The sequence below is a fragment of the Rhizorhabdus histidinilytica genome (assembly GCF_900167915.1).
GTDB classification, from domain to species: Bacteria; Pseudomonadota; Alphaproteobacteria; order Sphingomonadales; family Sphingomonadaceae; genus Rhizorhabdus; species Rhizorhabdus histidinilytica.
In genome coordinates this window covers 278644-305017 of sequence record NZ_FUYM01000007.1, presented here as the reverse complement: position 1 = coordinate 305017, position 26374 = coordinate 278644, and the positions used below count along the sequence as shown (strand labels likewise).

21 protein-coding genes and 1 pseudogene are annotated in these 26374 nt (G+C 68.0%); 14 read left to right on the top strand and 8 right to left on the bottom strand.

The genetic code is table 11. The annotated features are described in order from the left end of the window. From B5X82_RS17000 to B5X82_RS16975, 6 genes and pseudogenes are all read right to left on the bottom strand, one after another. Window positions 1-206 (bottom strand): annotated as a pseudogene (locus B5X82_RS17000) (bifunctional 4-hydroxy-2-oxoglutarate aldolase/2-dehydro-3-deoxy-phosphogluconate aldolase); the annotation flags it as partial. Between the two features lie 2 nt (window positions 207-208). Next, window positions 209-1417 (bottom strand): Gfo/Idh/MocA family protein, encoded by a 1209-nt coding sequence (locus tag B5X82_RS16995; RefSeq protein ID WP_079649363.1) that lies wholly within the window; start codon window positions 1415-1417, stop codon window positions 209-211. Between the two features lie 16 nt (window positions 1418-1433). Continuing rightward, entirely contained in the window at window positions 1434-2786 is a 1353-nt protein-coding gene (locus B5X82_RS16990; protein WP_079649362.1) for an MFS transporter, read from the bottom strand. Between the two features lie 92 nt (window positions 2787-2878). Next, window positions 2879-4333, bottom strand: coding sequence for a mannitol dehydrogenase family protein (locus B5X82_RS16985; protein WP_079649361.1), 1455 nt, complete (start codon window positions 4331-4333; stop codon window positions 2879-2881). Then, complete coding sequence (gene uxaC, locus B5X82_RS16980) at window positions 4330-5730, bottom strand: glucuronate isomerase (RefSeq protein WP_079649360.1); 1401 nt, start codon at window positions 5728-5730, stop codon at window positions 4330-4332. The genes B5X82_RS16985 and uxaC overlap by 4 nt, the downstream gene beginning before the upstream one ends. Next, a complete protein-coding gene (locus B5X82_RS16975; protein WP_079649359.1) occupies window positions 5727-6500 on the bottom strand; it encodes a FadR/GntR family transcriptional regulator in 774 nt (257 codons plus the stop codon). The genes uxaC and B5X82_RS16975 overlap by 4 nt, the downstream gene beginning before the upstream one ends. A 110-nt stretch (window positions 6501-6610) precedes the next feature. Between B5X82_RS16975 and manD the strand changes: the two genes are divergently transcribed. The 11 genes from manD (at window position 6611) to B5X82_RS16920 (ending at window position 17674) form a co-directional block, all read left to right on the top strand. Beyond that, window positions 6611-7819, top strand: coding sequence for a D-mannonate dehydratase ManD (gene manD, locus B5X82_RS16970; protein WP_079649358.1), 1209 nt, complete (start codon window positions 6611-6613; stop codon window positions 7817-7819). Next, complete coding sequence (locus tag B5X82_RS16965) at window positions 7813-8742, top strand: sugar kinase (RefSeq protein WP_079649357.1); 930 nt, start codon at window positions 7813-7815, stop codon at window positions 8740-8742. The genes manD and B5X82_RS16965 overlap by 7 nt, the downstream gene beginning before the upstream one ends. A 193-nt stretch (window positions 8743-8935) precedes the next feature. Next, window positions 8936-9730, top strand: coding sequence for a FadR/GntR family transcriptional regulator (locus tag B5X82_RS16960; RefSeq protein WP_079649356.1), 795 nt, complete (start codon window positions 8936-8938; stop codon window positions 9728-9730). 243 nt (window positions 9731-9973) lie between these two features. After that, the gene (locus B5X82_RS16955) at window positions 9974-10720 is read left to right on the top strand and encodes a sugar phosphate isomerase/epimerase family protein (protein ID WP_079649355.1); all 747 of its coding nucleotides are present in this window, start codon (window positions 9974-9976) and stop codon (window positions 10718-10720) included. Between the two features lie 109 nt (window positions 10721-10829). Then, complete coding sequence (locus B5X82_RS16950) at window positions 10830-11741, top strand: sugar phosphate isomerase/epimerase family protein (RefSeq protein ID WP_079649354.1); 912 nt, start codon at window positions 10830-10832, stop codon at window positions 11739-11741. Between the two features lie 24 nt (window positions 11742-11765). After that, window positions 11766-13454 carry a GMC oxidoreductase gene (locus B5X82_RS16945; RefSeq protein WP_079649353.1) on the top strand — a complete coding sequence of 563 codons (1689 nt, stop codon included), beginning with the start codon at window positions 11766-11768 and terminating at the stop codon, window positions 13452-13454. Window positions 13455-13483: 29 nt separating this feature from the next. Further along, the gene (locus B5X82_RS16940) at window positions 13484-14080 is read left to right on the top strand and encodes a gluconate 2-dehydrogenase subunit 3 family protein (RefSeq protein WP_223811222.1); all 597 of its coding nucleotides are present in this window, start codon (window positions 13484-13486) and stop codon (window positions 14078-14080) included. A 65-nt stretch (window positions 14081-14145) separates the two neighbouring features. Further along, on the top strand, window positions 14146-15171 hold the full coding sequence (locus tag B5X82_RS16935; RefSeq protein WP_079649352.1) for a sugar phosphate isomerase/epimerase family protein: 1026 nt from the start codon (window positions 14146-14148) through the stop codon (window positions 15169-15171). Between the two features lie 53 nt (window positions 15172-15224). Next, entirely contained in the window at window positions 15225-15518 is a 294-nt protein-coding gene (locus B5X82_RS16930; RefSeq protein WP_079649380.1) for a DUF485 domain-containing protein, read from the top strand. Beyond that, window positions 15515-17059, top strand: a complete 1545-nt coding sequence (locus tag B5X82_RS16925) for a sodium:solute symporter family transporter (RefSeq protein WP_079649351.1) — start codon at window positions 15515-15517, stop codon at window positions 17057-17059. The genes B5X82_RS16930 and B5X82_RS16925 overlap by 4 nt, the downstream gene beginning before the upstream one ends. A gap of 6 nt (window positions 17060-17065) precedes the next feature. Next, window positions 17066-17674 carry a flavin reductase family protein gene (locus tag B5X82_RS16920; RefSeq protein ID WP_079649350.1) on the top strand — a complete coding sequence of 203 codons (609 nt, stop codon included), beginning with the start codon at window positions 17066-17068 and terminating at the stop codon, window positions 17672-17674. Here B5X82_RS16920 and B5X82_RS16915 read toward each other — a convergent pair. Beyond that, entirely contained in the window at window positions 17652-19814 is a 2163-nt protein-coding gene (locus B5X82_RS16915; RefSeq protein WP_079649349.1) for an outer membrane protein assembly factor BamB family protein, read from the bottom strand. The two genes, B5X82_RS16920 and B5X82_RS16915, sit on opposite strands and share 23 nt — an antisense overlap. A gap of 491 nt (window positions 19815-20305) precedes the next feature. Here B5X82_RS16915 and B5X82_RS16910 point away from each other — a divergent pair, with 491 nt between their 5' ends. Genes B5X82_RS16910 through B5X82_RS16900 form a run of 3 tightly spaced genes read left to right on the top strand, consistent with a single transcriptional unit; the run spans window position 20306 to window position 23960 of the window. Further along, window positions 20306-22540, top strand: coding sequence for a TonB-dependent receptor (locus B5X82_RS16910; protein ID WP_079649348.1), 2235 nt, complete (start codon window positions 20306-20308; stop codon window positions 22538-22540). Next, window positions 22540-23439: a sugar phosphate isomerase/epimerase family protein gene (locus tag B5X82_RS16905; protein ID WP_079649347.1), complete on the top strand. Its 900-nt coding sequence runs from the start codon at window positions 22540-22542 to the stop codon at window positions 23437-23439. The genes B5X82_RS16910 and B5X82_RS16905 overlap by 1 nt, the downstream gene beginning before the upstream one ends. Further along, window positions 23436-23960, top strand: a complete 525-nt coding sequence (locus tag B5X82_RS16900) for an ASCH domain-containing protein (protein ID WP_079649346.1) — start codon at window positions 23436-23438, stop codon at window positions 23958-23960. The genes B5X82_RS16905 and B5X82_RS16900 overlap by 4 nt, the downstream gene beginning before the upstream one ends. Window positions 23961-23989: 29 nt before the next feature. Here B5X82_RS16900 and B5X82_RS16895 read toward each other — a convergent pair whose 3' ends face one another. Beyond that, complete coding sequence (locus B5X82_RS16895; protein ID WP_079649345.1) at window positions 23990-26257, bottom strand: NADP-dependent malic enzyme; 2268 nt, start codon at window positions 26255-26257, stop codon at window positions 23990-23992. Window positions 26258-26374: the final 117 nt, after the last annotated feature.

The window sequence follows — 26374 nt, the reverse complement described above, 5'->3', positions numbered from 1 at the left end:
AGCACCGTGCCTGCCCCCACCACCGCGCCCTCGACCTTCGCCATCTCGCGGATCACGTCGAGCGCCACCGGGGTACGCAGCGTCACTTCCAGCGCCGGCAGCCCGCCCTCGACCAGCGCCTCGGCGATCGGCCGGGCGTGCTTCACCTCCTGCACCACCAGCACCGGGATCACCGGCGCGAGCGTCATCAACTGCTCGACGGTCATGTTCAGCGCGCCTGGAGATAGGGGCGGAGGTCGACCGTCCGCCGCTCGGCCGCGCTCAGATAGCCGGCATAGACCAGCAGCAGCACGTCCTGCGCCATCATCAGGTCGCTCTTGGGCGCGCGGCCCTCGGCGATCGACGAGACGAAATCCTCCAGCTCGGCCGGATAGCCGGTGATCATGTCCTCGTCGGGGGCCGGGAAGGACCAGCCCGCCTTGGTCTCGGTCTTCTCGACGATATATTCGCTGTCGAAATAGGAGCCGTCGGGCGTGTAGGCTTGGCAGGCGGTGTTGGGGTTGATGTTCGCGGTCGCCACCGCGCGCGATCCATAGGCGCTTAGGAAGTTGCGGATGCCGCCCAGGCGCGTGTCGGTCGAGGTAAGCTGGGCGACCGAGCCGTCCTCGAAGTCGACCAGGATCGAAGCATAATCCTCGACGTCCTGCCAGCCGGTGACGATGTGCTTGGGCTCCTCCGCGCGGAACGACGCGATGTCGGTCAGCCGCGCGACCTGACAGGTCACCGCTACCGGGCGGATCGGCCGGCCGGTGCGGCGGCGGCCTTCCTCATATTTGATGTGCAGCGCGCCGCCGATCGGGTGGACGCATAGCCGCAGCAGCGATCCGCCGCCCGCCTGCCGCCAGTGCCGCGAATAGGCGGCGTGCGATCCCGAATGCGACTCCTCGCCCTCGATGCGCAGGATGGTCGATCCGCTCGCCGCCATCAGCCGGTTGAGCTTGGCGATCGGCGGCGCATAGACCCAGTTCTCGGCATAGCAGAAGGTGACGCCGGCCTTGCGGACCGCCTCCCCCACCGCGCCGAGCTGGGCGATCACCGCGTCGAACATCGCCTGCCGCGGGAAACCCTCCGCCGACCAGTCGCCCGGCGCGCCGTTCGGGCCGAAGAAGCCGCCCAGCGGCTTCTCGCAGATGATGTGCTTGCCGTGCGCCGCCGCCTTCATGATCAGCGGCACATGAAGATGGTTGGGCACGCACAGGTCGACCACGTCGATGGCGGGATCGGCGATCAGCGCGTCGGCGTCGTCGAGCACGCGCGCCACGCCGTACTGCGCGGCGAGCGCCGCCGCCTTGCCCCGGTCGCGCCCGGCGATCGCCGCGACCTCGAACGCCGCGCCGTGGATCTTGCGATAGCTCGCCAGGTGGAAATGGGCGGAGAAGCCCGACCCGACGATACCAATCCGAACCGATCCGCTCATCGTCAACCTTTCGTCATCATGCGGGCAGCGGCCGTCCGCGGGTTTCGGGCGCGAACCACGCCGCCGCAAGGCCGATCAGGAAAATCACGCACATCGTCATCGCCGAATAGCGCAGCGGATCGGGGGCATCGAAGCCGCCGAACAGGCTGGTGCTGAGCCAGGCCGAGCCGAAGCTGCCGGCGGCGGCGGCGAAGCGGCCGAGATTATAGGCGAAGGACACGCCGGTTCCGCGCGCCGCCGCGCCGAACAGTTCGGGCAGGTAGATGGAGAAGCCCGCGAACAGGCTGAACTGCGCCGCGCCCATCAGCGGCATCATCCAATAGGCGTCGGTCGGCGTCTGCATCCGCGCATAGACGAACATCGTCACCACGAAGGCGGCGGCGAAGCAGGTCAGGAAGGCCGGGCGCCGCCCCACCCGATCCGCGATCAGGGTGAAGATCAGCATGCCGACCGCGCCGCCCGCCATCTGCAGCATATAGGCCCAGTTCTTGGCGTCGGTGACCGCCGCCTTCGCCGCGTCGGGCGCGAGCCGTCCGTCATAATAAGCGGTGAACACCGCATGCTGCAGGTCGACGGCATATTCGCCGATCCCCCACAGCCCGACCACGCCCGCGACTGCGAGCAGGCTGCCGATCAGCAGGCCGCGCCGCTCGGCCGGATTGCCGAGCAGATCGACATAGGCGCCGAACGCGCCCTTGGGCAGCCGCCCCTCGGCCTTGCGGTCGCGCCACGACTGGGGCTCGCGCAGGCCGATCATCGCGACGATCGCGATCAGCGCCGGCAGCGCGCCGAGCGCGAACAGCCAGCGCCACACCGAACCGGCGGCAATCAGGTCGTGCCGGGCGAGATCGTCGACCCCCATCTTGACCAGGGCCGATCCGACATTGCCGACGGTCGAGAGGAGCTGGAGCCCGGCCAGCATCGCCAGCCGCGCCCGCCCGTCGACCGTCTCGACGATGATCGCGACCGCGAGGCCGAACACACCGCCGATGCCGAGGCCGGTGACGAAGCGCAGCGCAGCGAACTCGGCCGGGGTCCGGCAGAATGCGGTGATACCGGTGCAGAGCGAATAGAGCAGGATCGAGATGGCGAGCAGCCGGACCCGTCCGAAGCGATCGCCGAGCGGACCGATGATCAACCCGCCCAATCCCCAGCCGACCAGGAACAATGCGGTGACGATCTTGGCGAAGGCCTGCACCTCGACATGCGAGGGTGGCAGCGCCATCAGGTCGCCGAGCGCGGGGATGCGGGCGAGCGAGAAGAGGCGCTGGTCCATCGTGTCGAACAGCCAGGCCCCCGACGCGACCGCGAAGACCAGCCATTGATAGCCGGTGACGCCCCGCCACCAGGGCCCGCTACGCTCGTCCATGCGGCCCCTCCCTTATCGTCGGCGCATAAAATCTGTATGACCAAAGTCGCTATAGAGTCGCAATTGGACAGTCAATATGGCAGTCCAATTAATCACGACCGGTCGAGGAAATCGCGGAGCATGGCGCGCGGCCCCTTCGACAGCCGCTCGGCCAGCGCCTCGCCGAGCGCGCGGACCAGCGCCTCGTCCGCGCCGAACGCCGCAGGGAAGACGCCCGAGGATCGCACTATCGCCGTGGCGATCTCGGCCGGGGTCGCCTGGCCGTCCCAGATCGTCTCGAGCCGCGACGCGAGCGGGTCGTCGGCCGGCCGCCCCCCGCCCGACGCATCGCCGACGAAGGCGAGCCAGGCGGCCACGCTGCGCAAATGCGCGGGGCTGGCCAAGCCGGTCGCGGCCCGCTCGACGAGAGTCGCCAGCCAGCGCTGCGGCAGCTTCTGTGACCCGTCCATCGCGATCTGCGCCAGCCGGTGCGGCAGCGCCGGATTGTCGAACCGCCGCAGGATCGCCTCGACATAAGCGGCGGGATCGAGCGCCGCCGAGGGGGGCAGGCTCGGCGCCGCCTCGGCGAGCAACTGGCGGCGGACGAAGGCGAGCAGATCGGGATCGCGGACCGCCTCGTGGACATAAGCGTGGCCGAGCGGGAGCCCCCAATAGGCCAGCGCCGAATGGGCGCCGTTGAGCAGCCGCAGCTTGGCGAGTTCGAACGGGCGGACGTCGTCGACGATCTGCGCACCACCCGCCTCCCAGCGCGGGCGCGGTCCGGCGAAGCGGTCCTCGATCACCCATTGGCGGAAGGGCTCGCAGACGGTGAGCGCGCGGTCCTCGACCGGCAGCCGCGCGAAATCGTCGGCGGTGATCGCCGGCACGATCCGATCGACCATGCCGCTCGGGCTGGTCCAGCCGCCGGGTCGCGCACCGCCCCGGGCGGCGAGATAATCGTCGAGCAGCCCGCCCAGCAGCCGACCGTTGTCGGGCAGGTTGTCGCACGACAGGATCGTCAGCGGCCCCGCTCCCCGCGCGGCGCGGCGGTCGAGCGCCGCGGCGAGGAAGCCGAAGATCGTGCGCGGATCGCCGCCGCCCAGGTCGTGCGCCACGTCCGGCGCGTCGACGAGCAGGCCGTTGGTGCGCGGGTCGCGATGATAGCCCTTCTCGGTGACGGTCAGCGTCGCGACATGGACGGCCGGATCGGCGAGCGCGGCGATCACCCGCTCGGGCGCCTCGGGGGCGACCAGCGCATCGTTGATCGATCCGACCAGCCGCCGCCCGCCGGGCGCGCCGCGCTCCTCGACGATGTAGAGGCAGTCCTGCGGGACCAGCGCGTCGCGGACGGCGGGCGATCGCAGCGAGACGCCGACGATGCCCCAGCCGGCATCGCCCACCGCCATCGCATCGTCGGTATAGACCGCCTGGTGCGCGCGGTGGAACGCGCCGAGGCCGAGATGGACGATGCCGCTGCGCGCGCGATCGCGGACATAGCGGAGCGGCGCAACGCCCTCGGGCATGGTCGCGTCGGACAGGCGCGGGCGAACGCCGGGATCGGCGCTCACAGGCGGTAGGCCGACTTGACCAGCCGACAGGTCAGGTCGACCGCGAGATCGACCGCTTCGTCCTCGTCGAGCTGATGCTCAACGACCAGTTCGGCGAGATAGCCGCAGTCGATCCGCCGGGCGACGTCGTGGCGCGCCGGGATCGACAGGAAGGCGCGGGTGTCGTCGTTGAACCCGACGAGGTTGTGGAAGCCGGCGGTCTCGGTAGTCTGCCGGCGGAAGCGGCGCATCCCTTCCGGGCTGTCGTGGAACCACCAGGCGGGGCCGAGCTTGAGCGCCGGATAATGGCCGGCGAGCGGCGCCAGCTCGCGCGCATAGGCGCTCTCGTCGAGCGTGAACAGGATCAGGCTCAGCCGGGGATCGTTGCCGAAGCGGCCGAGCAGCGGCCGCAGCGCGCGGACGAAGTCGGTGCGGGTCGGGATATCGGCGCCCTTGTCGCGCCCGAAGCGCCGGAACAGTTCGGTATTATGGTTGCGGAACGAGCCGGGATGGATCTGCATGACCAGTCCGTCGTCGATGCTCATTCCCGCCATGACGGTCAGCATATGGGCGCGGAACAGCTCGGCCTGCTCGGCTGTCGCCCTGCCCCCGCGCACCTGGGCGTAGAGGCGCTCCGCCTCGCCGCGATCGAGATCGGCGGTCGCGGCGGTCGGATGACCATGGTCGGTCGAGGTCGCCCCCGCCGCCGCGAAGGCCGCACGGCGGGCGCGCAGCGCGGCGAGATAGCCCGCATAGCTGCCGACATCCTCGCCGGTCATCGCGCCGAGCCGGTCGAGATTGTCCGCGAACCCCTCATAATCAGGATCGACCACCGGATCGGGCCGGAAGGCGGTGATCACACGGCCCTTCCATCCCGAGGCACGGATCATGGCATGATGATCGAGCGAGTCGAGCGGGGACTCGGTCGTCGCCAGCAGCTCGATGTTGAACCGGTCGAACAGCGCGCGGGGGCGGAATTCGGGGCGGGCGAGTTGCTCGTTGATGCTGTCGAAATAAAGATCGGCGGTCTCAGGCGCGAGCCGCACGTCGAGCCCGAACACGCTGTGGAACACCCAGTCGAGCCACAGCCGCGACGGCGTGCCGCGGAACAGATGGTAATGATCGGCCAGCACCCGCCACGCCGCGCGCGGATCGACCGGCGCGCCGATCCCGATCGCCTCGAGCGGGACGCCCTGGCTGTACAGCATGCGGAAGACATAATGGTCCGGCTGGAGCAGCAGGCTGCTCGCATCGCCGAACGGCGCGTCCTCGGCGAACCAGCGCGGATCGGTATGGCCATGCGGGCTGACGATCGGCAGGTCGACGACTTCGGCATAGAGCCGCCGCGCGACCGCGCGGGTATCGGGGTCCGCCGGGAACAGCCGGTCGGGATGGAGCCGGAGCGGGGCCGCGGTCACATCGACACCGCGCGGGCGAAGCGGGCGCGGGTATCCTGCGCCGCCTTCTTCGCCCTCTGGATCGCCTCCTCCTCGGTCGAGAACAGCAGATGCTCGATCACCGCGCCGAGATGGGCGCGCATCGCCGCGCGGGCGCGCGCCGGATCGCGGGTCCGCAGCGCCTCGACGATCATCATATGCTCCTCGACCACCGGCTTGACGTTGGCGGTGCGCGCCTTGGCGTGGAGCAGCGCGCATTCGGGCGAGGACTGGCGCAGCTCCCACAGCGACCGGACGCTGTGCAGCACCGCGGCGTTGCGCGTCGCGCCGGCGATCAGCAGGTGGAACTCGCGATCGGCAGTCTCGGCAACGGCGGGGTTACCGCCCTCGCGTTCGATCGCGGTGACGAGCCGGGGCAATGCCTCCAGCTCGTCGTCGGAGATGTTGACCGCCGCCAGGGCCGCTGCCTCGGACTCGATCAACAGCCGCGCCTCGGTCAGCTCAAACGCACTGACGTCGAACTGCGCGACGTCGCTGCCGCCACCGGGCCGCACATAGGCGCCCGAGCCGATCCGTACGTCCACCAGCCCCTGCACCTCCAGCGCGATGATCGCCTCGCGCGCGGTCGGGCGGCTGATGTTGAATTCGGCGGAAATCTCCCGCTCGGCGGGCAGCCGGCCCCCTACGGGATAGGTCCCGTCGGCGATGCGCTGCGTCAGCGCGCGCGCGACTTCACGGTAGAGCCGCTCGGGCGCGGCGCCGCTCGGCAGCTCGGATTCGGCGTGATCCATGGAACCTCAATTGATTTAGCCAATATCGGCCTGACAGATTTTCGTCATTGACAGACCAATTTGCGACGGTCAAGGCTGTCCAATTATAGCGACACCATATGGGAACATCCATGAGAATTGACGCCGCCAAAGTGATCGTGACCTGTCCGGGCCGCAACTTCGTGACCGTCAAGATCATGACCGACCAGGGTGTCCATGGTGTCGGCGACGCGACCCTGAACGGCCGCGAGCTTTCGGTCGCCTCCTATCTCCAGGATCATCTCCTGCCCTGCCTGATCGGTCGCGATCCCCGCCGGATCGAGGATATCTGGCAATATTTCTACCGCGGCGCCTATTGGCGGCGCGGGCCAGTGACGATGTCCGCGATTGCGGCGATCGACATGGCGCTGTGGGACATCAAGGCCAAGATGGGGAACATGCCGCTCTATGACCTGCTCGGCGGCAAGAGCCGCGAGGGCGTGCTGGTCTATGGTCATGCCAATGGCGCCGACATCGAGGAGACGGTCGACGAGGTCGGCCGCTACATCGGCCTCGGCTATCGCGCAATTCGCGCCCAGTCGGGGATTCCGGGCCTGGCGGCGGCCTATGGCGTCGGGCGCGGCAAGGACTATTACGAGCCGGCCGACGCCGCGCTGCCGACCGAGACGCTCTGGGACACCACCAAATATCTCAACTTCGTGCCCAAGCTGTTCGATCGGCTGCGCGACCGCTATGGTTTCGAGCATCACCTGCTCCACGACGTCCACCACCGGCTACGGCCGATCGAGGCGGGTCGGCTCGGTAAGATGCTCGAACCCTATGGTCTGTTCTGGCTGGAGGACGCGACCCCGGCCGAGAACCAGGAAGCGTTCCGCCTGATCCGCCAGCACACCACCATCCCGCTCGCGGTGGGCGAGGTGTTCAACACGGTGTGGGACTGCAAGGACCTGATCCAGAACCAGCTGATCGACTATATCCGCACGCCCGTCGTGCGCGCGGGCGGGATCACTCATCTGCGCCGCATCGCCGACCTGGCGGCACTCTACCAGGTACAGACCGGCTTCCATGGCGCGACCGACCTGTCGCCGGTGACGATGGGCGCCGCGTTGCATTTCGACAGCTGGGTGCCCAATTTCGGCATCCAGGAATATATGCGGCACACGCCCGAGACCGACGCCGTCTTCCCGCACGCCTATCATTTCGCCGACGGCTACCTGCACCCCGGCGACGCGATCGGCCACGGCGTCGACATCAATGAGGCGGAAGCCGCCAAATATCCCTATAAGCCAGCCTATCTGCCGGTCGCGCGGCTCGAGGACGGGACGATGTTCAATTGGTGACGATCACCGTCATCGGCGAGGGGATGGTCGAGCTTTCCCGCTCGGGCGAGCATGGCGGGATCGCCGGCTGGGAGACCCACTATGGCGGCGACGCGCTGAACAGTGCGATCCACCTGGCGCGCTTCGGGCTCGACACGGGCTTCATCTCCGCGCTCGGCGCCGATCCGCTCAGCCGCGCGCTGCGCCGGAGCTGGGCCGACGAGGGGCTCGACCTCACCCACCTGCTGACCCATCCTGACCGCAATGCTGGCCTCTACGCGATCGAAACCGACGCGGAGGGGGAGCGCAGCTTCGCCTATTGGCGCAGCGACAGCGCCGCGCGCGCGATGCTCGACCTGCCCGAGGCCGAGGCCGCGCTGGCCCATGCCATGCGTTGCGACCTGCTCTATCTGAGCCTGATCAGCCTCGCCATCCTGCCGCCCGCCGGGCGCGAGCGGATCGCCCGGCTATGCCGCGACGTCCGTGCCCATGGCGGCCGCGTCGCCTTCGACAGCAATTTCCGGCCGCGGCTCTGGTCCTCGCCCGGCGAAGCCCGCGCAGCGATCGAGGCGATCGGCCCGCTGGTCGACATCGCGCTGCCGACCCAGGTCGACGAGGCCGCCCTGTTCGGGCCCGAGCCGGTCGACGCGGTCGCCGACCGCTGGCTGGGCTGGGGCGTCACCGAGGTCGCGGTGAAGAGCGGCGCCGACGGCTGCCTCGTCGCCACGCGTGACGGTCGGCATCGGATCAGCCCGCCCCGCACCGTCGTCGCGGTCGACAGCAGCGGCGCCGGCGACGCCTTCAACGCAGGCTATCTCGCAGCGCGGCTGGCCGGGCGGATACCCGTGCAGGCCGCTCCAGCCGGGCACGAACTGGCGGCGTGGACGATCCTCCGCAGGGGCGCGATCCCGCCGCGCGACCATGAGGCGCCCTACGGGCTCTGAGCGCACCGATCGGCTTGTACCAAGGTGCGGGACGCCGGTGCATCCGCACCTTGGAACGCTCAAGCGTCGCGCGGGCTTGACCGATGCGCGACGAGGCACATCGGTATTATCCTGTCCAAAACCGCGCGGCGCTATTGATGCGACGCCGGCTATGCGTATTTTCCTTGGCTCAGGCACAAGGATATCGATCGACATGGCGCGCAGGCAGGATGAGGACGGCAAGGCCCGGATCGGTGAGGGCACGCCGGAGGGCCCCCAGGACCGCCTCTATCGCGATATCGCCCGCCGGCTGATGGAGCGCATCAACAACGGCACCTATCCACTCGGCGGCCGACTGCCCGCCGAGCGAGAAATCTCGGCCGAGTTCAACGTCAGCCGCCCGACCGTGCGCGAGGCGATCATCGCGCTCGAGGTGCAGGGCGTGGTTGAGGTGCGGGTCGGATCGGGCGCCTATGTCCGCCGCCAGACCAGCGCCGCCGAAACCCCCGGCTTCGGCGTCACCGCCTTCGAACTGACCGAAGCGCGGCTGTTGTTCGAGGGCGAGGCGGCGGCACTGGCGGCAACCAACATCTCCGACGAGGAACTCGCCGAGCTGGCCGCGCTGGTCGAAGGGATCGCCGGGCAGGATGCGACGAAGGCCGAGGCGGCTGACCGCGAGTTCCACATGTTGATCGCGCGGGCTACGCGCAACGCCGCGATCGTTCGGACGATCGATTCGCTGTGGAACCTGCGCCAGACCTCGCCCGACTGCGCGCTGCTCCACGCCAAGGCGCGCACCGCGCAGGTCAAGCCGGTGGTCGAGGAGCATATGGCGGTGGTCGACGCACTGCGCTCGCGCGAACCAGCCCGCGCGCGCAACGCGATGCGCACCCATCTCGGCGCGGTGATTGAACATCTGCTGTTCGCGACCGAGGAGGAGGCGATCGAACGCGCCAAGCAAGCGGCGCAGGACACGCGGGCCCGCTTCGCCCGCTCGATCAGCATGTAAGGCCAGTTTGGACTCAGCCCTGCCCAATTGACTGACCAATTTTCCCAATCTATCCCTGTCGACCTGACGATAGTGGGAGATTGAGATGAACCGTCGCGAACTGCTGAAGCTGTCGGCCATCTCGCTTGCAGGACTTGCCGCCGCGCCCGCCCGACCAAGCCGCGCTGCTGGGGCGTCCAGGCGGGTACCATCCTCAAGGCGCTGGAGGCCGATTTCGAAGGCACGCTACGCGCGGTCGCGGCGATGGGCTACAAGGAGATCGGCACGACCGGCAGCTTCGGCCGCGACCCGCATTATGTGCGCGAGCAGTTCGACCGCTTCGGCCTCACCTCGCCCAACAACCATGTCGCCCCAAAGGCGACCTATGAGTCGTTCCAGAAGTGGGTTCGGCGCGAGGTCTCGACCGAAGCCAACCGGGCCGTCTACGCGAACAGTTTCTCGTTCGATCATGTTCACGCGACCTTCGAGGACGGCATCCGCACCTCAAAGATCCTCGGCCAGAAATATGTGATGTGGGCGATATTGCTGCCCAACCAGATCGCCGACCGACCGACCATCGACAAGCATATCAAGCTGTTCAACGAGCTGGGCGACATGTGTGCGAAGGAAGGCCTCACCTTCGCCTTCCACAACCATGACCGCGAGTTCGCCAAGATCGGCAACGACGTGATCCTCGACCTGTTCCTCGACAACACCGATCCTGAGAAGGTCAAGTTCGAGCTCGATTTCTACTGGGCGACCAAGGCGGGCGCCGATCCGCTCACCTATCTCAAGCGCTACGCCGGGCGGACCAAGCTCTGCCACATCAAGGACATCACCGCGACCGGCGACTTCGCGCCGGTCGGCAGCGGCACGCTCGACGTCCCCACGCTGATCAAGGCGAGCGACGATGCGGGAATCGAGCATTTCCTGGTCGAGATCGACCGCTCGGACGACCCGATGGGCGCGATCCAGAGCTCAATCCAATATCTCCGCAAGACGATCGGCTGATTGGAATGTAAGGCCAGTTACAGCATAAATTTATATAATTGACTGACCAATTTTATCGACCTATCCCATTTGGCCAAGCCACCCGGTCAGTCGGCATTGGGAGATTGAGATGAACCGTCGCGAACTGCTGCAACTGTCGGCCATCTCGCTTGGACTTGCCGCCGCGCCGGCCCTCGCCCGCTCGACCACGCCGCGCCGCTGGGGCATCCAGGCGGGCACCATCCTCCGGGTGCTGGAAGGCGACTTCGAAGGCACGCTGCGCGCAGTCGCGGCGATGGGCTACAAGGAGATCGGCACGACCGGCAGCTTCGGCCGCGACCCGCATTATGTGCGCGAGCAGTTCGACCGCTTCGGCCTCACCTCGCCCAACAACCATGTCGCCCCAAAGGAGACCTATGAGTCGTTCCAGAAGTGGGTTCGGCGCGAGGTCTCGACCGAAGCCAACCGGGCCGTCTACGCGAACAGTTTCTCGTTCGATCATGTTCACGCGACCTTCGAGGACGGAATCCGCACCTCGAAGATCCTCGGCCAGAAATATGTGATGTGGGCGATCCTGCTGCCCAACCAGATCGCCGACCGACCGACCATCGACAAGCATATCAAGCTGTTCAACGAGCTGGGCGACATGTGTGCGAAGGAAGGCCTCACCTTCGCCTTCCACAACCATGACCGCGAATTCGCCAAGGTCGGCAACGACGTGATCCTCGACCTGTTCCTCGACAATACCGATCCCGACAAGGTCAAGTTCGAGCTCGACTTCTACTGGGCGACCAAGGCCGGCGCCGATCCGCTCACCTATCTCAAGCGCTACGCCGGGCGGACCAAGCTCTGCCACATCAAGGACATCACCGCGACCGGCGACTTCGCGCCGGTCGGCAGCGGCACGCTCGACGTCCCCACGCTGATCAAGGCGAGCGACGATGCGGGAATCGAGCATTTCCTGGTCGAGATCGATCGCTCGGACGACCCGATGGGCGCGATCCAGAGCTCAATCCAATATCTCCGCAAGACGATCGGCTGACGCCCCAACCGACCGGAGCAGGCCGTGACATCTTCCACTTTCGACGCGATCGTCGTCGGCTCGGGGATCTCGGGCGGCTGGGCTGCCAAGGAACTGACCGAGCGCGGCGCGCGGGTGCTTCTGATCGAGCGCGGCCGCATGGTTCGCCATGGCGAGGATTATCCCGGCGAGCACAAGGCACCGTGGGAATTCCCGTTTCGCGGCTTCGGCGACCGGCTGCTCTACGAACGCGACTATCCGGTGCAGCGGCGCGGACGCGGCTTCGAGGAGGGCAGCGTCCAGTTCTTCGTCAACGATCGCGAGCATCCCTATCAGGTCGAGCCGGGCACCCATTTCTCCTGGCTGCGCGGCTACCAGGTCGGGGGCCGATCGCTGATGTGGGGCCGCGCTTCCTTCCGGCTGAGTGACTTCAACTTCAGCGAGAACAAGCGCGACGGCCACGGCATCGACTGGCCGATCCGCTATGCCGACGTCGCGCCCTGGTACGACCATGTCGAACGCTTCATCGGCGTCAGCGGCGCGCGGGAGGGGATCGACGAGCTTCCCGACGGCGAGTTCCTGCCGCCCTTCGCGATGAACTGCATCGAGGAGCATGCCAAAAAGGCGATCGAGAGCCGCTTCCCCGGCCGGCGGATGATCAACGAGCGAACCGCCGTGCTCAGCCGCGACCACAACGGCCGCTCGGCCTGCCACCTCTGCGGCCCCTGTCATCGCGGCTGCTCGACCGGTTCCTATTTCAGCACCCAGAGCTCGACCCTGCCCGCCGCGCAGGCGACCGGCCGGCTGACGATCATGACCGACACGATCGTCGCCGGGGTCGATTATGATCCGCAATCGAAGCGCGTCACCGCGGTGCGCACGATCAACAGCAAGATCGGCACGCACGAGACGATCGGAGCGCGGCTGATCTTCCTCAACGCCTCGACGCTGGGCACCATCCAGATCCTGCTCAACTCGCGCAACGAGAGCTTCCCCGACGGGCTCGCCAACCGCAGCGGCGCGGTCGGCCGCGGGATCATGGACACGCTCAAGGGACCGATGATCACCGGCACCTTCGCGGGCTTCGACCAGTTCCAGCCGGTCGGCAACAGACCGACCGGAATCTACATCCCGCGCTTCCGCAACCTCGCCGGGCGGCGCGATGCCGACTTCCTGCGCGGCTATGGCTATCAGGGCAGCGGCAGCCGGGCGCTGTGGACGCGCGGCGTCGAGTCCAGATCGATCGGCCCGGCGCTCAAGGCGGAGCTGCGCAAACCCGGCCCCTGGACGATCATGCTCGGCGGCATGGGCGAGCCGCTGCCCAATGACGACAATATCGTCCGGCTTGATCCCGCCCGGACCGACCAATGGGGCCTGCCCCAGTTGCTTGTCTCGCACCGCTGGACCGCGAACGAGGAGCGGATGGCGCAGGACATGGCCGACCAGGGCGAAGCGATGCTGCGCGCCGCCGGGGCGGTGAAGGTGTCGACGATCCGCGAGATCAAGCCCGGCGGCGAGACCAACCATGAGATGGGCGGGGCACGCATGGGGCACGACCCGCGCGAGTCCGTGCTCAACGGCTTCAACCAGGCGCACGATATCCCCAACCTGTTCGTCACCGACGGGAGCTGCATGACCTCGTCGCCCTGTCAGAATCCATCGCTGACCTATATGGCACTCACCGCGCGCGCCGCCGACCATGCGATGACCCAGCTCCAGCAGGGCGCGCTGTGACCCGCCCGCCGCAGCGGGAAGGGCCGGCCATGGGCCCGATCTCCCGACGCGCCCTGTTGCGCACCGGCGCCGTCGGCGGCAGCGCGGCGGGGCTGGCGCTGCTCGGCGCGCCACTCCCGGCGACGGAGCCCGTGGCGGCCGCGGCGGCCGGCACCGGCCACCAGCCGCTACTCACGGCGCTGGTCGACACGATCATCCCCGCCACCGACACGCCGGGCGCGGCGGAGGCCGGGGTCGCCGATTTCGTCACGATGATGGTCGAGCGCTGGATGCATCCCGAGGAGCGGGCCCGCTTCCTCGCCGGACTCGACAGCTTCGACGCGACCGTCCGCCGCATCCACGGCCACCCCTTCGAGGCACTGCCGCCTGCGCGGCGTCTGGAGATTCTCCAGGCAATGGCCGCCGCCGAGGAGGGCAGCGTCGCCGGCGCCCCGCCGGCCGAAGGCCCGTTCCTCGCCCGCATGCGCGCCCTCGCCATCTACGGCTATTACACGTCGGAGGCCGGCGCCTCGCAGGAACTCGAGCTCAATCTCGTCCCCGGCCATTACGAGCCGTGCCACGACCTCCAGCCGGGCGAGCGTGCGGTGTCGCTGGGCCGCAACAACGCCGTGCTGCGGATGCCGTAGAGAAGCGACCGACAGAACCAACCGTCCCGGACCACCCTCATGGTCCGCTGCAAGGGAGTGAGCGCATGTCCTTTTCGCGCCGTGAAGCCGCCCAACTGCTGTTCGCCGCGCCAGCCGCGGCGCTCGCTCTCAAGCCCGGCCTCGCCGCCGCGCTGACGCCGGTCCGGCCCAATTCGAAATGGGCGGGCGTGCAGGTCGGTCTCAACGTCCCCTACAGCTTCGGCACCCGCACCGCACTCAGTGCCGAGCAGGTGCTCCATCGCACCGTGGCGCTGGGGATCAGCGCGGTCGAGCTGCGCATCCAGCCGATCGAGATCTCACTCGGCCTGCCCCAAGACCTGGTCCTCGGCCCAGCCCCGTCGGACTATCGGGCGGTCTATTATCCGAAGGGAGACTCTCCTGAGATCCTGCCGCCCGCGCCGGGGCGGACGACGATCACCCAGGACTATGTCGACACCTACAAGATCGACGCGGCCAGGCGCCGCGACTGGCGGCTCGGGCTACCGATCCGATCGGTCGAGAAGATCCGCCGCATGTACGACGACGCCGGGGTCAGGATCGAGATCGTCAAGTTCGACGGCATCAACGACTTCGAGGGCGAGGAGCTCGATTATATGTTCGACCTCGCCAAGGCGATCGGTGCGCGCGCCGTGTCCGGCGAAATGGCGATTCCGGCGATCCCCAAGCTCGCGGCGGCGGCGGACAAGCACCGCTTCATGGTTGGCCTGCACAACCATCTCGCGATCACCCCCGCCATGTGGGAGGACGCTTTCCGCCAGAGCCGCTACCTCGGCGCCAATGTCGACATCGGCCATTTCCTCGCCGGCAACCAGACGTCGCCGCTGCCGTTCATCAAGCAGCATCACGACCGGATCACCCACCTCCACGTCAAGGACAAGACGCTCGCCAACGTCAACGTGGCGTTCGGCGCTGGCGACACCCCGGTGCGCGAGATCCTGCAGACGATCCGCGACAACAAATGGGATATCCAGGCGACGATCGAATATGAGATCCCGCTCGATCCCGCGGCCGATCGCGATGCCGAGATCCGCAAGGCGATCGCCTATTGCCGCCGATGCCTGCTCGGCTAGGAATAGGCTGAGACGATAACAGCGAACAGGCCGGCGGCATGGCGGGGGCACCGATGAGGGAGGAGATTTCGGAGGACAACGCGCGCCTCGAACGCGCGCTCCGCGCGCAGGAGCGGCTCGGCTGGGTCATCTCCGCGCTCGCGGTGCTGCTGACCGCCGGCTTCATGGTGGCACTGACGCTCGACTGGCAGCCGCTCGCCCGGTCGCTGTTCGGCCATGCGGTAACCGGCTTCGCGGTGGCGGCGATGGGGCTGCTCGGCCTGTTCATCGCCGCGATCGCCCTGTTCTCCGCCGTCGCCAACCGCAACGACGCGCTGCGCAAGGCGATCAAGCAGAGCGACCGATGACCGCCATCCATCCCTCCGCCATCCTGATCTTCGCTGCGATCGTCCTGTCGTCGCTCGTCATCACCTATTGGGCGCACCGACGCAGCAAGAGCGTCAAGGGCTTCTACGCGGCCGGCGGCAACATCACGCCGATGCAGAACGGGATCGCCATCTCTGGCGACTTTCTGTCGGCCGCTTCCTTCCTGGGGACTATCGCCGTCTTCTACGGCATGGGCGACGACGGGCTGATCTACGCGGTCGGGGCGGCGGCCGGCTGGCCGATCGTGCTGTGCCTGGTCGCGGAGCGGCTGCGCAACCTCGGCCGCTACACCTTTTCCGACGTGGTCAGCTACCGGCTCGAGGAGACGCCTATCCGGTTGTTCACGGCGGTCAGCACCCTATGCGTGACCGGCGCCTATCTGATCGCGCAGATGGTCGGCGGCGCGACGCTGATCGCCGCGCTGTTCGGCCTGTCCTACGCTTCCGCGATCGCCTGTTTCGGCGTGCTGATGGTGTTCTACGTGGTGATCGGCGGCATGACCGCGACGACCTGGATCCAGATCATCAAGGCGACGCTGCTCGTCCTGGTCGCGCTGGTGATGGTGGCGCTGGCGGTGGGGTTCTACGGCGGTCCGCTGCCGATGATCGACGCGGCGGCGGCTTCCTCGACCGGCCCGACCGGCCATATGCGCGCGACCGGGCTGCTCCCCGACGGATTCAGCGCGGTCTCGCTGGCGCTGGCCTTCACTCTCGGCCCCGTCGGCCTGCCGCATATCCTGATGCGCTTCTTCACCGTGCGCGACGGCATCTCGGCGCGCCGCTCGCTGAGCATCGCCGCGCTGATCATCGCCGTCTTCCAGATGCTGATGGTGCTGCTCGGCTATGCCGCGATGGCACTGCTGTCGGGCGACGCGCGCTTCACCCGGGACGATGGCACGCTGGTCGGCGGGCTCAACATGGCCACCCTCCACCTCGCCGAGGCGCTTGGCGGGCCGCCGCTCCTCGGCGCGGTGTCGGCGGCCTCCTTCGCGACGATCCTCGCGGTCGTGGCAGGGCTGACGCTGGCGGCGGCCTCGGCGGTGTCGCACGACCTCTATCGCCACGTATTCGCGCGCGGGACGGCCAACGACCAGCGTGAGGTACGCATCTCCAAGATATCGGCGGCGGTGATCGGCCTGATCTCGGTGCTGCTCGGCCTCGCCTTCGAGCATCAGAACATCGCTTTCCTGGCGACGCTGCCACTGGTCATCGCCGCCAGCGTCAACTGCCCGATCCTGCTGCTTGCGCTCTACTGGAAGGGTCTCACCACGCGCGGCGCGGTGACGGGCGGCACGCTGGGGCTGCTCTTCTCGATCGTGCCGATCATCCTCAGCAAGAAGGTCTGGGTCGACACGCTCGGCCGTCCCGAGGCGATCTTCCCCTATGAATATCCGACCGTCCTCGCGCTGGCAGCGGCGATCGGCGGGGCGGTGCTGGTCTCACATTTCGACCGCAGCGGGCGCGCCGATCGCGAACGTGCCGCCTTCGCCGCGCAGCGCCGCCGCTCGATCGGGCTCGGCTGACCACCGATGGCATGGCATTTCTATCGCCCCGAGGACGGCCATGGCCTTCCTCATGACCCGTTCAAGGCGATCGTCGCGCCGCGCCCGATCGGCTGGATATCCACCGTCGATGCCGAAGGGCGGCCGAACCTGGCGCCCTACAGCTTCTTCAATGCACTGTCGTCGCGGCCGCCGATCCTCGGCTTCGCGAGCGAGGGGCGCAAGGATACGCTCGCCAATATCGAGGCGACCGGGGAATTCGTCTTCAACCTGGCGACAGGGCCGCTGGCAGCGGCAGTCAGCCTGACGTCGCGGACGGTCGCCGCCCACGTCGACGAGATGGCGCTGGCCGGGCTCGCCGCCGCGCCGTGCCGGATCGTCCGCGCGCCGCGCGTCGCGGCGTCGCCGGCCGCGCTCGAATGCCGGCTGATCGAGGTCCATCGGATCACCGACCTGTCGGGGCAGCCCACCGACCACCGGCTCGTGATCGGCCAGGTGGTCGGCGTCCATATCGCGCAGGACTATCTCCGCGACGGCCTGTTCGACACCGCCGCCGCGGCGCCGCTCGCGCGTTGCGGCTATGTCGCCGACTATGCGGTCGCCGACCGCATCCTCACCGTCCCGCGCGAGGATTGAGCCGGGGCCGTTCGGGCAATGCGAAGGCGATGAAGCTGCCGCCCGGCACATTATGCGGCCCGGCCGCCTTGCCGCCGCCCGCCGCGATCACGACGAACTGCCGGCCCCCGGCCTCGTAGACGGCGGGGGTGGCGTTGCCCGCCGCCGGCAGCAGCGTCTCCCACAGCAGCTTGCCGCTACGCTTGTCATAGGCGCGGAACTTACGATCGTAGACGGTCGCGCCGATGAAGAACAAGCCGCCTGCGGTGACGACGCCGCCGCCATAATTGTCCGATCCGGTATCGCCCATACCCTTGGCCGCCAGCTCGGGATATTCGCCGAAATTGCGCCGCCAGACATAGCGGCCGCTGTTCAGGTCGATCGCGCTAAGTGTTCCCCAGGGCGGGCGGATGCCAGGATAGCCGTCGGGATCGGCGAGCTTGCCATAGCCTGCGAAACTGTACTCGGCGGCGTCGGAGCGGGTCCGCACCTCCCCCTTCAGCGCGGTGTCGCGATCATAGACCAGATAGTCGGCGACCGCGCCGATCCCTTCGTTGCCGAGATGCTCGAAGCTCGGCATCCGTCCGCCACCGCGCCCGATCATGCGGAACACGTCAAACTTGGTCAGCCGATCGCCGACCCCGACCAGCGACGGGAATTCGGGCGGCGATCCCTTGCGGTCGATACCATGACAGCCCGAGCATTCAGCTTCGTAGATCGCCTTGCCCGACGCGATCGGCGAGGTCGATCGCTTGCCGAGCTGCAGCACCGATGGCTTCTCATTGCTGTTGACGTAGAGCAGGCCGGTTTCGGGGTCGAAGGCGGTGCCACCCCATTCGGCGCCGCCGTCGGTGCCGGGCGCGAGCAGCGTTCCCTCGAAGCTCGGCGGCGCGAAGAAAGCGGACGAGGCGAAACGGTCGAAGCGCTCGGCGACCGCCCTGTATGCCTCGGGCGTGCGCGTGGTCAGATCCGCGCGGCTCAGGCCCTGGCGTGCATAGGGCGCCGGCAGCAACGGGAAGGGCTGGGTCGGCGAGGCATGCTCGCCGGGGATGGTTGACGGCGGCACCGGCCGCTCGACGATCGGGAACAGTGGCGCGCCGGTGGCGCGGTCGAGAACATAGACGAAGCCCTGCTTGCTGGTCTGCGCGACCGCGTCGATCATCCGCCCGCCGCGCCGGACCGTCACCAGGCTGGGCGGCGCCGGGAAGTCATAGTCCCAGAGGTCGTGGTGGACGGCCTGGAAATGCCACAGCCGCCGGCCGGTCGCGGCGTCGAGCGCGACCAACGAATTGGCGAAGAGATTGTCGCCCTTCCGATCGCCGCCGAAGAAGTCCTTGTCTCCCTGTCCCGCCGACGCGGTCGGCACGAACAGGATGCCGCGCTTGCCGTCGAGCGCCATGCCCGCCCAGGCATTGGCGCCATTGATCGTCTTCCAGGCGTCCTGCGGCCAGGTATCATAACCATATTCGCCGGGCTGCGGGATGGTGTGGAAGGTCCAGCGGATCTTCCCCGTCCGCGCGTCATAGGCGCGGATATGCCCCGGCGCCCAGCCGGTCGTGCCCATGATGACGAGGTCGCCATGGACGATGCCCGGCGTGTTGGCGCCGGCCGAGACGTCCTTGGGATCGCGGCCCAGGCCCTCGCGCAGGTCGACGCGCCCGCCCGTGCCGAAGCTCGGGATCGCCTTGCCGGTCCGCGCGTCGATCGCCAGCAGGAAGGAGCGCGACGTCATGAAGATCCGCGCCTCCTGGCCGTCGGACCAATAGCTCACCCCGCGCAGTCGCTGCTTGCTGACCACCGTCTCGCCGGGATTGGGATCGAACATCCAGAGCTTCCGTCCTGTCGCCGCGTCGAGCGCGAACAGCCGAAGCCGGGGCGAAACGACATACATCACCCCGTCGACGACGATCGGGTTGCATTCCATTTCCGAGGCGTTGCCGCCCTCGCCGAAGGCGTCGCCGGTGTCGAAGGTCCAGGCGACCGCGAGCTTTCCCACGTTGCGCGTGTCGATCTGGCGCAGCGACGAATAGTGGATATTGTCGGCGCCGCCGCCATAGGCCGGCCAGCCACGATATCCGCCCGCGGTCTCCGGCGCCGCCCGTGGCGCGGCGAGCAGCATCGTCGAGACGAGCGCGAGGGACAGGGCGGCCGATCGATGCATGGATGTTCCTCCACAGGATGCCGACATGCGGACGCGCGCCCCGATTCCGCCCTTCCCAAGCGATTCGGAATCAGACAGGCTGCGCACCGCAGGTCATGCCCAGCGGCATAATCGGTCTGACCGATATTAGGCAAGAAGAGAGAAACGATCCGATAATGATCGTCCCGACCCGGTCAGAATGCGGCACTTCGCGACACCGGATGCAGCCCGTTCCGGCGCCGTATTCGCTTGCGGCACCGCCTTCCAATAAGCCATTGTATTGTAATATTTTTATAGGAATACCGCCCACGGCAGAAAGAACGGACGCGACGCGACGCGTGACCGCATTGGGGCGGATAACCGGGTCCGTCCGCAGCATCGGCCGGCATCGCGGGACCAGGATTCGGAACGACCGCCCTACCTCCAAACCAGCCATTGACATGGCCAGTCGCTCCGATCAAATTGGACAGACCATAAGGTCTGACACAAAATCGTATAAGGGGATTTGAAGCATGAGGGAGATTTCAAGGGCGCGTTTCGTCGGGATGCTGCTTGCCGGGGTCGTCCTGTCCGCCGTTCCGGCCTATGCCCAGGATACCACCTCCCCTGCCGCCGAGGCCCCCGAAGGCGGTCTGGCCGACATCGTCGTCACCGCCGAGAAGCGCCCGAGCATCGCGCAGCGCGCGCCCATCGCCCTTTCCGTCATCACGTCCGAAGCGATCAAGCGCCAAGGCGTCGGTAACGTCGCCGACCTCACCACCCTCACCCCCAGCGTCGGCTTCTCGCAGAACGGTCCCAGCACGGTGATCACCGTGCGCGGCGTTTCGAGCCGTGACACCAACCAGCTCGGCGATCCCGCCGTCTCGATCAGCCTCGACGGTTTCTATTTCCAACGCTCGCTGGGCCTCAACATCGCGCTGTTCGACCTCGAACGGGTCGAGGCGCTGCGCGGTCCGCAGGGCACCCTGCTCGGCCGCAACGCGACCGGCGGCGCGCTAAACATCATCACCGCCAAGCCGACCGACGACTTCTCGGCCGCGCTGACCGGCGAGGTCGGCAATTACGACCTGATCGCGACGCAGGGCTATGTGAACATCCCGGTCAACGACAAGGTCAAGCTGCGCGCCTCCTTCATGACGCGCGACCGCGACGGCTATCGCCACAATGCCCCGGCCAGGGACGGCGACGACGACCATAGCCGTGCCGCCCGCCTCCATCTGCTGTTCCAACCGACCGACCGGTGGGACGTGCTGCTGACCGGCGAATATTCGCACCAGGACGGCGTCGGCCAGGTCATCCAGCCGGTCGCCCATCGCTTCCTGCCCAACGGGCAACTCGACACCAGCCGGGTCGACATTCCCGGCGACGGCAAGCGCTTCTCGGTCTCGCCCGGCTCGTTCATCCGGCTCAATTCCTATAATGTCCGCTGGAACACCAATTACGACCTCGACTTCGCGACGCTGACCTATCTGGGCGGCTATCGCTCGCTGAAGTTCGCCAATGTCCGTCCCCTGGGCGCCGACTACAACACCAACCGCCGCAACCTGACCTTCGACCAGCACGAGCGTCCCCGGTCCTGGAATCATGAGCTGCGCCTGTCGTCGAAGTCCGACACGCCGCTGATCTGGCAGGCCGGCCTCTATTATTTCCGCGAGAAGAACAGCACCGTGTCGCTGTTCCGCGACTTCCGCGTGCCGGGCCAGTTCCCGACCCCGACGGCCTGCCTGTGCGAGCCCGGCGTCGAGCTCCAGATCTTCCGCAAGCCCGACCTGCTGCTCCAGTCGAAGGCGGTGTTCGGCCAGGCCTCCTACGCCATCACCGAACGGTTCCGCATCGAAGGCGGCGCGCGCTACTCGTCGGACAAGAAGCACAATCTAAACGCGGTCAACCTCGCGACCAACGTCAACACCTACCTCAACACCGGCGCGATCAACTATGTGAGCAATCCGCCGACCGCGACCCGCCTCTCGTCGCACCGGACGACGTTCCACGCCGCCGCCAATTACCAGTGGACGCCGCGCAACCTGCTCTACGCGAAGTACGACACCGGCTATAAGTCGGGCGGCTTCACTGACCTGCAGGTCTATGGCCCCGAGAACATCACGGCCTGGGAGGTCGGCTCGAAGAACCGCTTCTTCAACAACACGCTCCAGTTGAACCTGTCGGCCTTCCTGTACAGGTACAAGGACCAGCAGGTGCAGCAGCAGATCACCCTGCCGAGCGGCGGTATCGGCACCGGTACGGTCAATGCCGGCGCGTCGAAGCTCTACGGCGGCGACATCGACATCGTCTACCAGGTCACGCCCAACGACCGCATCGAGCTGTTCGGCGCCTATCTGCACGCGCGCTTCACCGACTTCGTCGCAGTGGTCAACGGCAGGAACCAGCAACTCGCCGGCAATCGGCTGCAGCAGGCGCCCGACTGGGTGTTCAACGCCGGCTACGAGCATGTCTTCCCGGTCGGCGACGGATCGATCACCACGCGTCTCCAGACGCATTATGAGAGCAAGTCCTACTTCACCTTCACCAATTACGAAGCCGACAAGCAGCCCGGCTACATGCGGTCGGACATCATCGTCACCTACACCGCGCCGGACGACCGCTGGCGGCTCGAGGGCTATGTCCGCAACCTCGAGGACAAGCTGATCTTCAGCAATGCCGACGTGGTCAGCACGACCTATGTCAGCTACCGCTATCAGTACCAGGCGCCGCGAACCTATGGTGCGCGTCTGACGGTCAACTTCTGATGACCGCGGCCGCCCTCGACCGGCGGCGCTTCCTGGCCGGGACCGCCGCCTGTCTCGCCGCCGGCATCGCCGGGGCGAAGACGCCGGCGGCCCCCGCCCTCCCTTCGCTGGGGGCATGGACGTCGCTCGACAAAGCGGCGCTGCTCGCCGCGTCGGGCTATGGCTTCGTCGAGGAGGAGGTCGACCGCTTCCTCCTCCCCGACAAGCCCGACGCCGCGTTCGAGGCGGCGCGGGCCGCTGCCCGCGCCGCGCCGATCCCGGTCCGCACGCTTGTCCGGCTGCTGCCGCCCTCGCTGCAGAGCGTGGGGCCCGACACCGCGCATGACGGCATCGTGACCTTTTGTGAGACCGTGTTCGCTCGCGCCCGCCGCGCCGGGGTCGAGACGGTGGTGTTCGGCAGCCCGCGATCGCGCCGCATCCCCGAAGGCTTCCCGCGCGCCACCGCCCAAGCGCAGCTCATCGACCTGTGCAAGCGGCTCGGCCCGATCGCCCAGGCGCACGGCGTCATCCTCGCGCTCGAACCGCTCAACCACACCGAGACCAACTTCATCAATCGGGTGAGCGAAGGCGGCGCCATCGTCCGCGCGGTCGGCCATCCGAGCGTCGGGCTGGTCGCCGACCTGTTCCACATGCGTATGGAGGACGAAGGGCCCGCCAGCCTGATCGAGAACGGCCCGCTGATCCGCCATGTCCAGATCGCCGAGAAGCAGGGGCGCCGCGCCCCCGGCGTGGCGGGCGAGGACTTCTCCGCCTATTTCGAGGCGCTGCGATCGATCGGCTATGCCCGGCGGCTGTCGGTCGAATGCCTGTGGTCGGACATCGCGCAAGAGGCACCGGTCGCCACCCGCACCATCCGGGCGCAATATCCGGCCGCCGCCGGCAAGGCCGCACGCGGATGATCGGCGCAGCCATCGCGCTGATGCTGGCGGCGTCCGCCCCGCCGCCACCCGACCCCGCCGCGGTCGACGCCTTCCTTCGCCGCGCCGGTGCCGCGGTCGGCGCGCCGGTACGGATCGACATGGCGCGGACGATGGGTCGCAACCGGGACATCTCACGCAAGATCACCGAACAGGTCCTTGCCGGCGAGAAGCGCGCGACGCTCGCGCGGGAGGCGGAGTTCGCCGAGAAGGGATGGCCGCTGCCCCGGCCCGGGCAGATCGTCCTCGTCTACGATTTCGAAGGCAAGCCGAGCTTCATCTACCGGGTGGTCGCCGCGCAGGTCCTGCCGCTCGGATCGGTCGCCCCCTGGCACCTGATGACGGAAAGCCCCGCGCTGCGCGACCTGTCGGCGTGGCGCAAGGCCCATTTCGGCCTATGGAAGGACGCGATCGCCCGGATGAGCCCCGACGAGGTCGAGCGCATGCCGGTCGTCTGGACCCGCTTCGAACCCGTCTTCCCGGCCGCCAGCCCGCCGCGCTGAGCGGTTCCGTCATCTCCCCGGCCCGGCGGTCAGCGCTGCCGGGCCACCTCCGCCGCCGCGATCGCCGTCAGGTTCAATATCCCGCGCGAGGTGACGCCGGGGGTGAGGACGTGGATCGGCTGGCTCAGCCCCATCAGCATCGGCCCCACCGTCGGCGAACTCGACGAGGCACCGAGCGCGGTCAGGGTGATGTTGGCGGCGTCGAGATTCGGCATGACCAGCAGGTTGGCCGACCCCTCGAAGCGCTGGTCGGGGACGAGCCGCTCGCGCAGCGACTGCGACAGCGCGACGTCGGCATGCATCTCCCCGTCGACGCACAGGTCGGGCGCGATCAGGCGGACGATCTTGACCGCCTCGCGCATCTTGCGCGCGCTGGGGCTGTGCGACGCGCCGAAATTGGAGTGCGACAGCAGCGCGACGCGCGGGTCGAGCCCGAACTGCCGCACCGCCCGTTCGGCGAGCACCGTCATCTCGGCGATCTGCTCGGGCGTCGGATCGGGCACCATATGGGTGTCGGTGATGAACAGCGCGCCCGCGTCGAGGATCAACCCCGACAGCGCATAGACGCGCTGCGCGCCCTCCGCCCGGTCGATCGTGCGCAGCACATGTTCGACCTGGCCCCAATATTCCGAGTTGCAGCCGACCAGCGCCGCCTCGACATGGCCGGTCCGCAGCAGCATCGCCGCGGTGACGGTCGGCCGGCGGTAGACGTGGCGGACGATTTCGGCCGAGGGCACGCCGCGCCGGCCGGCGACGGCGCGATAGGCGTCGACCAGCGGGCCGAGGATATCATGGTCGGTCTCCGGATCGACCAGGTCGACGTCGCGGTCGAGCTCGAAGCGCAGGCCGAGGCGCGGCATCTTCTCCGCCAGGATGCGGCGGCGCGCGACCAGCGTCGGGCGGACGAGACCGTCGTCGAGCGCATCCTGGACGGCGCGCAGCACGCGCTCGTCCTCGCCCTCGCCATAGGCGATCCGGGCGCGGGCGCCGCGCGCACCCTCGAATACCGGCATCATCAGCTGGCCCGAACGCGCGTTCTGCTGCGCCAGGCCGCGGCGATAGGCGTCGATGTCGATCGGCCGCCGTGCGACGCCCGAGGCAATCGCCGCCTGCGCCACCGCCGGCGCGATCTCGACGATCAGGCGCGGGTCGAACGGGGTCGGGATGATATAGTCGGGCCCGAAGGTGAGCTTGCCGCCGCCATAGGCCTGGGCGACGCTCTCATGCGCGGGCAGGCGGGCGAGCGCGGCGATCGCCTCGGCCGCCGCGACCTTCATCGCCTCGGTGATCGCGGTTGCGCCGACGTCGAGCGCACCGCGGAAGATATAGGGGAAGCACAGGACGTTGTTGACCTGGTTGGCATAGTCCGAGCGGCCCGTCGCGACGATCGCGTCGGGCCGCTCGGCGCGGGCGATCTCGGGCAATATCTCGGGCTCGGGATTGGCGAGCGCGAAGATCAGCGGCCGGTCCGACAGCAGCGGCAGCCATTCGGGCCTGAGCACGCCGGGCGCCGACAGGCCGAGGAAGATGTTCGCGCCCGGCAGAACCTCGGGCAGAGTCCGCGCGTCGGTCGTTCGGGCGTAGCGCGCCATGTTCGGTGCCATGCCCTGCCGCCCGGCATGGACCACGCCGTCCTTGTCGGTCAGCGTGACATTGTCGGCCGGCAGCCCCATCGACACCAGCAGGTCGACACAGGCGAGCGCCGCCGCCCCCGCGCCCGAGGTCACGAGCTTCGCCTCGGCGAGGCTGATGTTCTGCAGCACCAGCGCGTTGCGCACCGCCGCTGCCACAACGATCGCGGTGCCGTGCTGGTCGTCGTGGAAGACCGGTATGTTCATCCGCGCCTTGAGCGCCGCTTCGATCTCGAAGCATTCAGGCGCCTTGATGTCCTCCAGGTTGATGCCGCCGAAGGTCGGTTCGAGCAGCGCCACCGCCTCGACGAAGCGGTCGGGATCGGTGGTGTCGATCTCGATGTCGAACACGTCGATCCCGGCGAACTTCTTGAACAGGACGGCCTTGCCCTCCATCACCGGCTTCGACGCCAGCGCCCCGATCGCGCCGAGGCCGAGCACCGCGGTGCCGTTCGAGATCACCGCGACGAGGTTGCCGCGCGCGGTATAGTCGAGCGCCTTGTCGGGATCGGCGGCGATCTCCTCGCACGGTGCGGCGACGCCCGGCGAATAGGCGAGCGCGAGGTCGCGCTGGTTGACCATCCGCTTCGTCGGCTCGATGCGCATCTTCCCCGGCTTGGGGAATCGGTGATAATCGAGCGCAGCCCGACGAAGCGTGTCTTCCATGGTGGGATCATTCCTGTGCAGGCAAGGCGGTCCGGACCCCGACGCTGTACCAGCGCCGCCGGATTCTTCAATGATGCTGCGGGTATGGAACGATGCCCGGTACGTCTGGCGGCGCGG

What these genes read in the sequence shown, in the direction of transcription:
- B5X82_RS16995 (WP_079649363.1), bottom strand. Translation starts at nt 1,417, where the DNA reads ATGAGCGGATCGGTTCGGATTGGTATCGTCGGGTCGGGCTTCTCCGCC.
- B5X82_RS16990 (WP_079649362.1), bottom strand. Translation starts at nt 2,786, where the DNA reads ATGGACGAGCGTAGCGGGCCCTGGTGGCGGGGCGTCACCGGCTATCAA.
- B5X82_RS16975 (WP_079649359.1), bottom strand. Translation starts at nt 6,500, where the DNA reads ATGGATCACGCCGAATCCGAGCTGCCGAGCGGCGCCGCGCCCGAGCGG.
- manD (WP_079649358.1), top strand. Translation starts at nt 6,611, where the DNA reads ATGAGAATTGACGCCGCCAAAGTGATCGTGACCTGTCCGGGCCGCAAC.
- B5X82_RS16960 (WP_079649356.1), top strand. Translation starts at nt 8,936, where the DNA reads ATGGCGCGCAGGCAGGATGAGGACGGCAAGGCCCGGATCGGTGAGGGC.
- B5X82_RS16955 (WP_079649355.1), top strand. Translation starts at nt 9,974, where the DNA reads ATGGGCTACAAGGAGATCGGCACGACCGGCAGCTTCGGCCGCGACCCG.
- B5X82_RS16950 (WP_079649354.1), top strand. Translation starts at nt 10,830, where the DNA reads ATGAACCGTCGCGAACTGCTGCAACTGTCGGCCATCTCGCTTGGACTT.
- B5X82_RS16940 (WP_223811222.1), top strand. Translation starts at nt 13,484, where the DNA reads ATGGGCCCGATCTCCCGACGCGCCCTGTTGCGCACCGGCGCCGTCGGC.
- B5X82_RS16935 (WP_079649352.1), top strand. Translation starts at nt 14,146, where the DNA reads ATGTCCTTTTCGCGCCGTGAAGCCGCCCAACTGCTGTTCGCCGCGCCA.
- B5X82_RS16930 (WP_079649380.1), top strand. Translation starts at nt 15,225, where the DNA reads ATGAGGGAGGAGATTTCGGAGGACAACGCGCGCCTCGAACGCGCGCTC.
- B5X82_RS16925 (WP_079649351.1), top strand. Translation starts at nt 15,515, where the DNA reads ATGACCGCCATCCATCCCTCCGCCATCCTGATCTTCGCTGCGATCGTC.
- B5X82_RS16920 (WP_079649350.1), top strand. Translation starts at nt 17,066, where the DNA reads ATGGCATGGCATTTCTATCGCCCCGAGGACGGCCATGGCCTTCCTCAT.
- B5X82_RS16915 (WP_079649349.1), bottom strand. Translation starts at nt 19,814, where the DNA reads ATGCATCGATCGGCCGCCCTGTCCCTCGCGCTCGTCTCGACGATGCTG.
- B5X82_RS16910 (WP_079649348.1), top strand. Translation starts at nt 20,306, where the DNA reads ATGAGGGAGATTTCAAGGGCGCGTTTCGTCGGGATGCTGCTTGCCGGG.
- B5X82_RS16905 (WP_079649347.1), top strand. Translation starts at nt 22,540, where the DNA reads ATGACCGCGGCCGCCCTCGACCGGCGGCGCTTCCTGGCCGGGACCGCC.
- B5X82_RS16900 (WP_079649346.1), top strand. Translation starts at nt 23,436, where the DNA reads ATGATCGGCGCAGCCATCGCGCTGATGCTGGCGGCGTCCGCCCCGCCG.
- B5X82_RS16895 (WP_079649345.1), bottom strand. Translation starts at nt 26,257, where the DNA reads ATGGAAGACACGCTTCGTCGGGCTGCGCTCGATTATCACCGATTCCCC.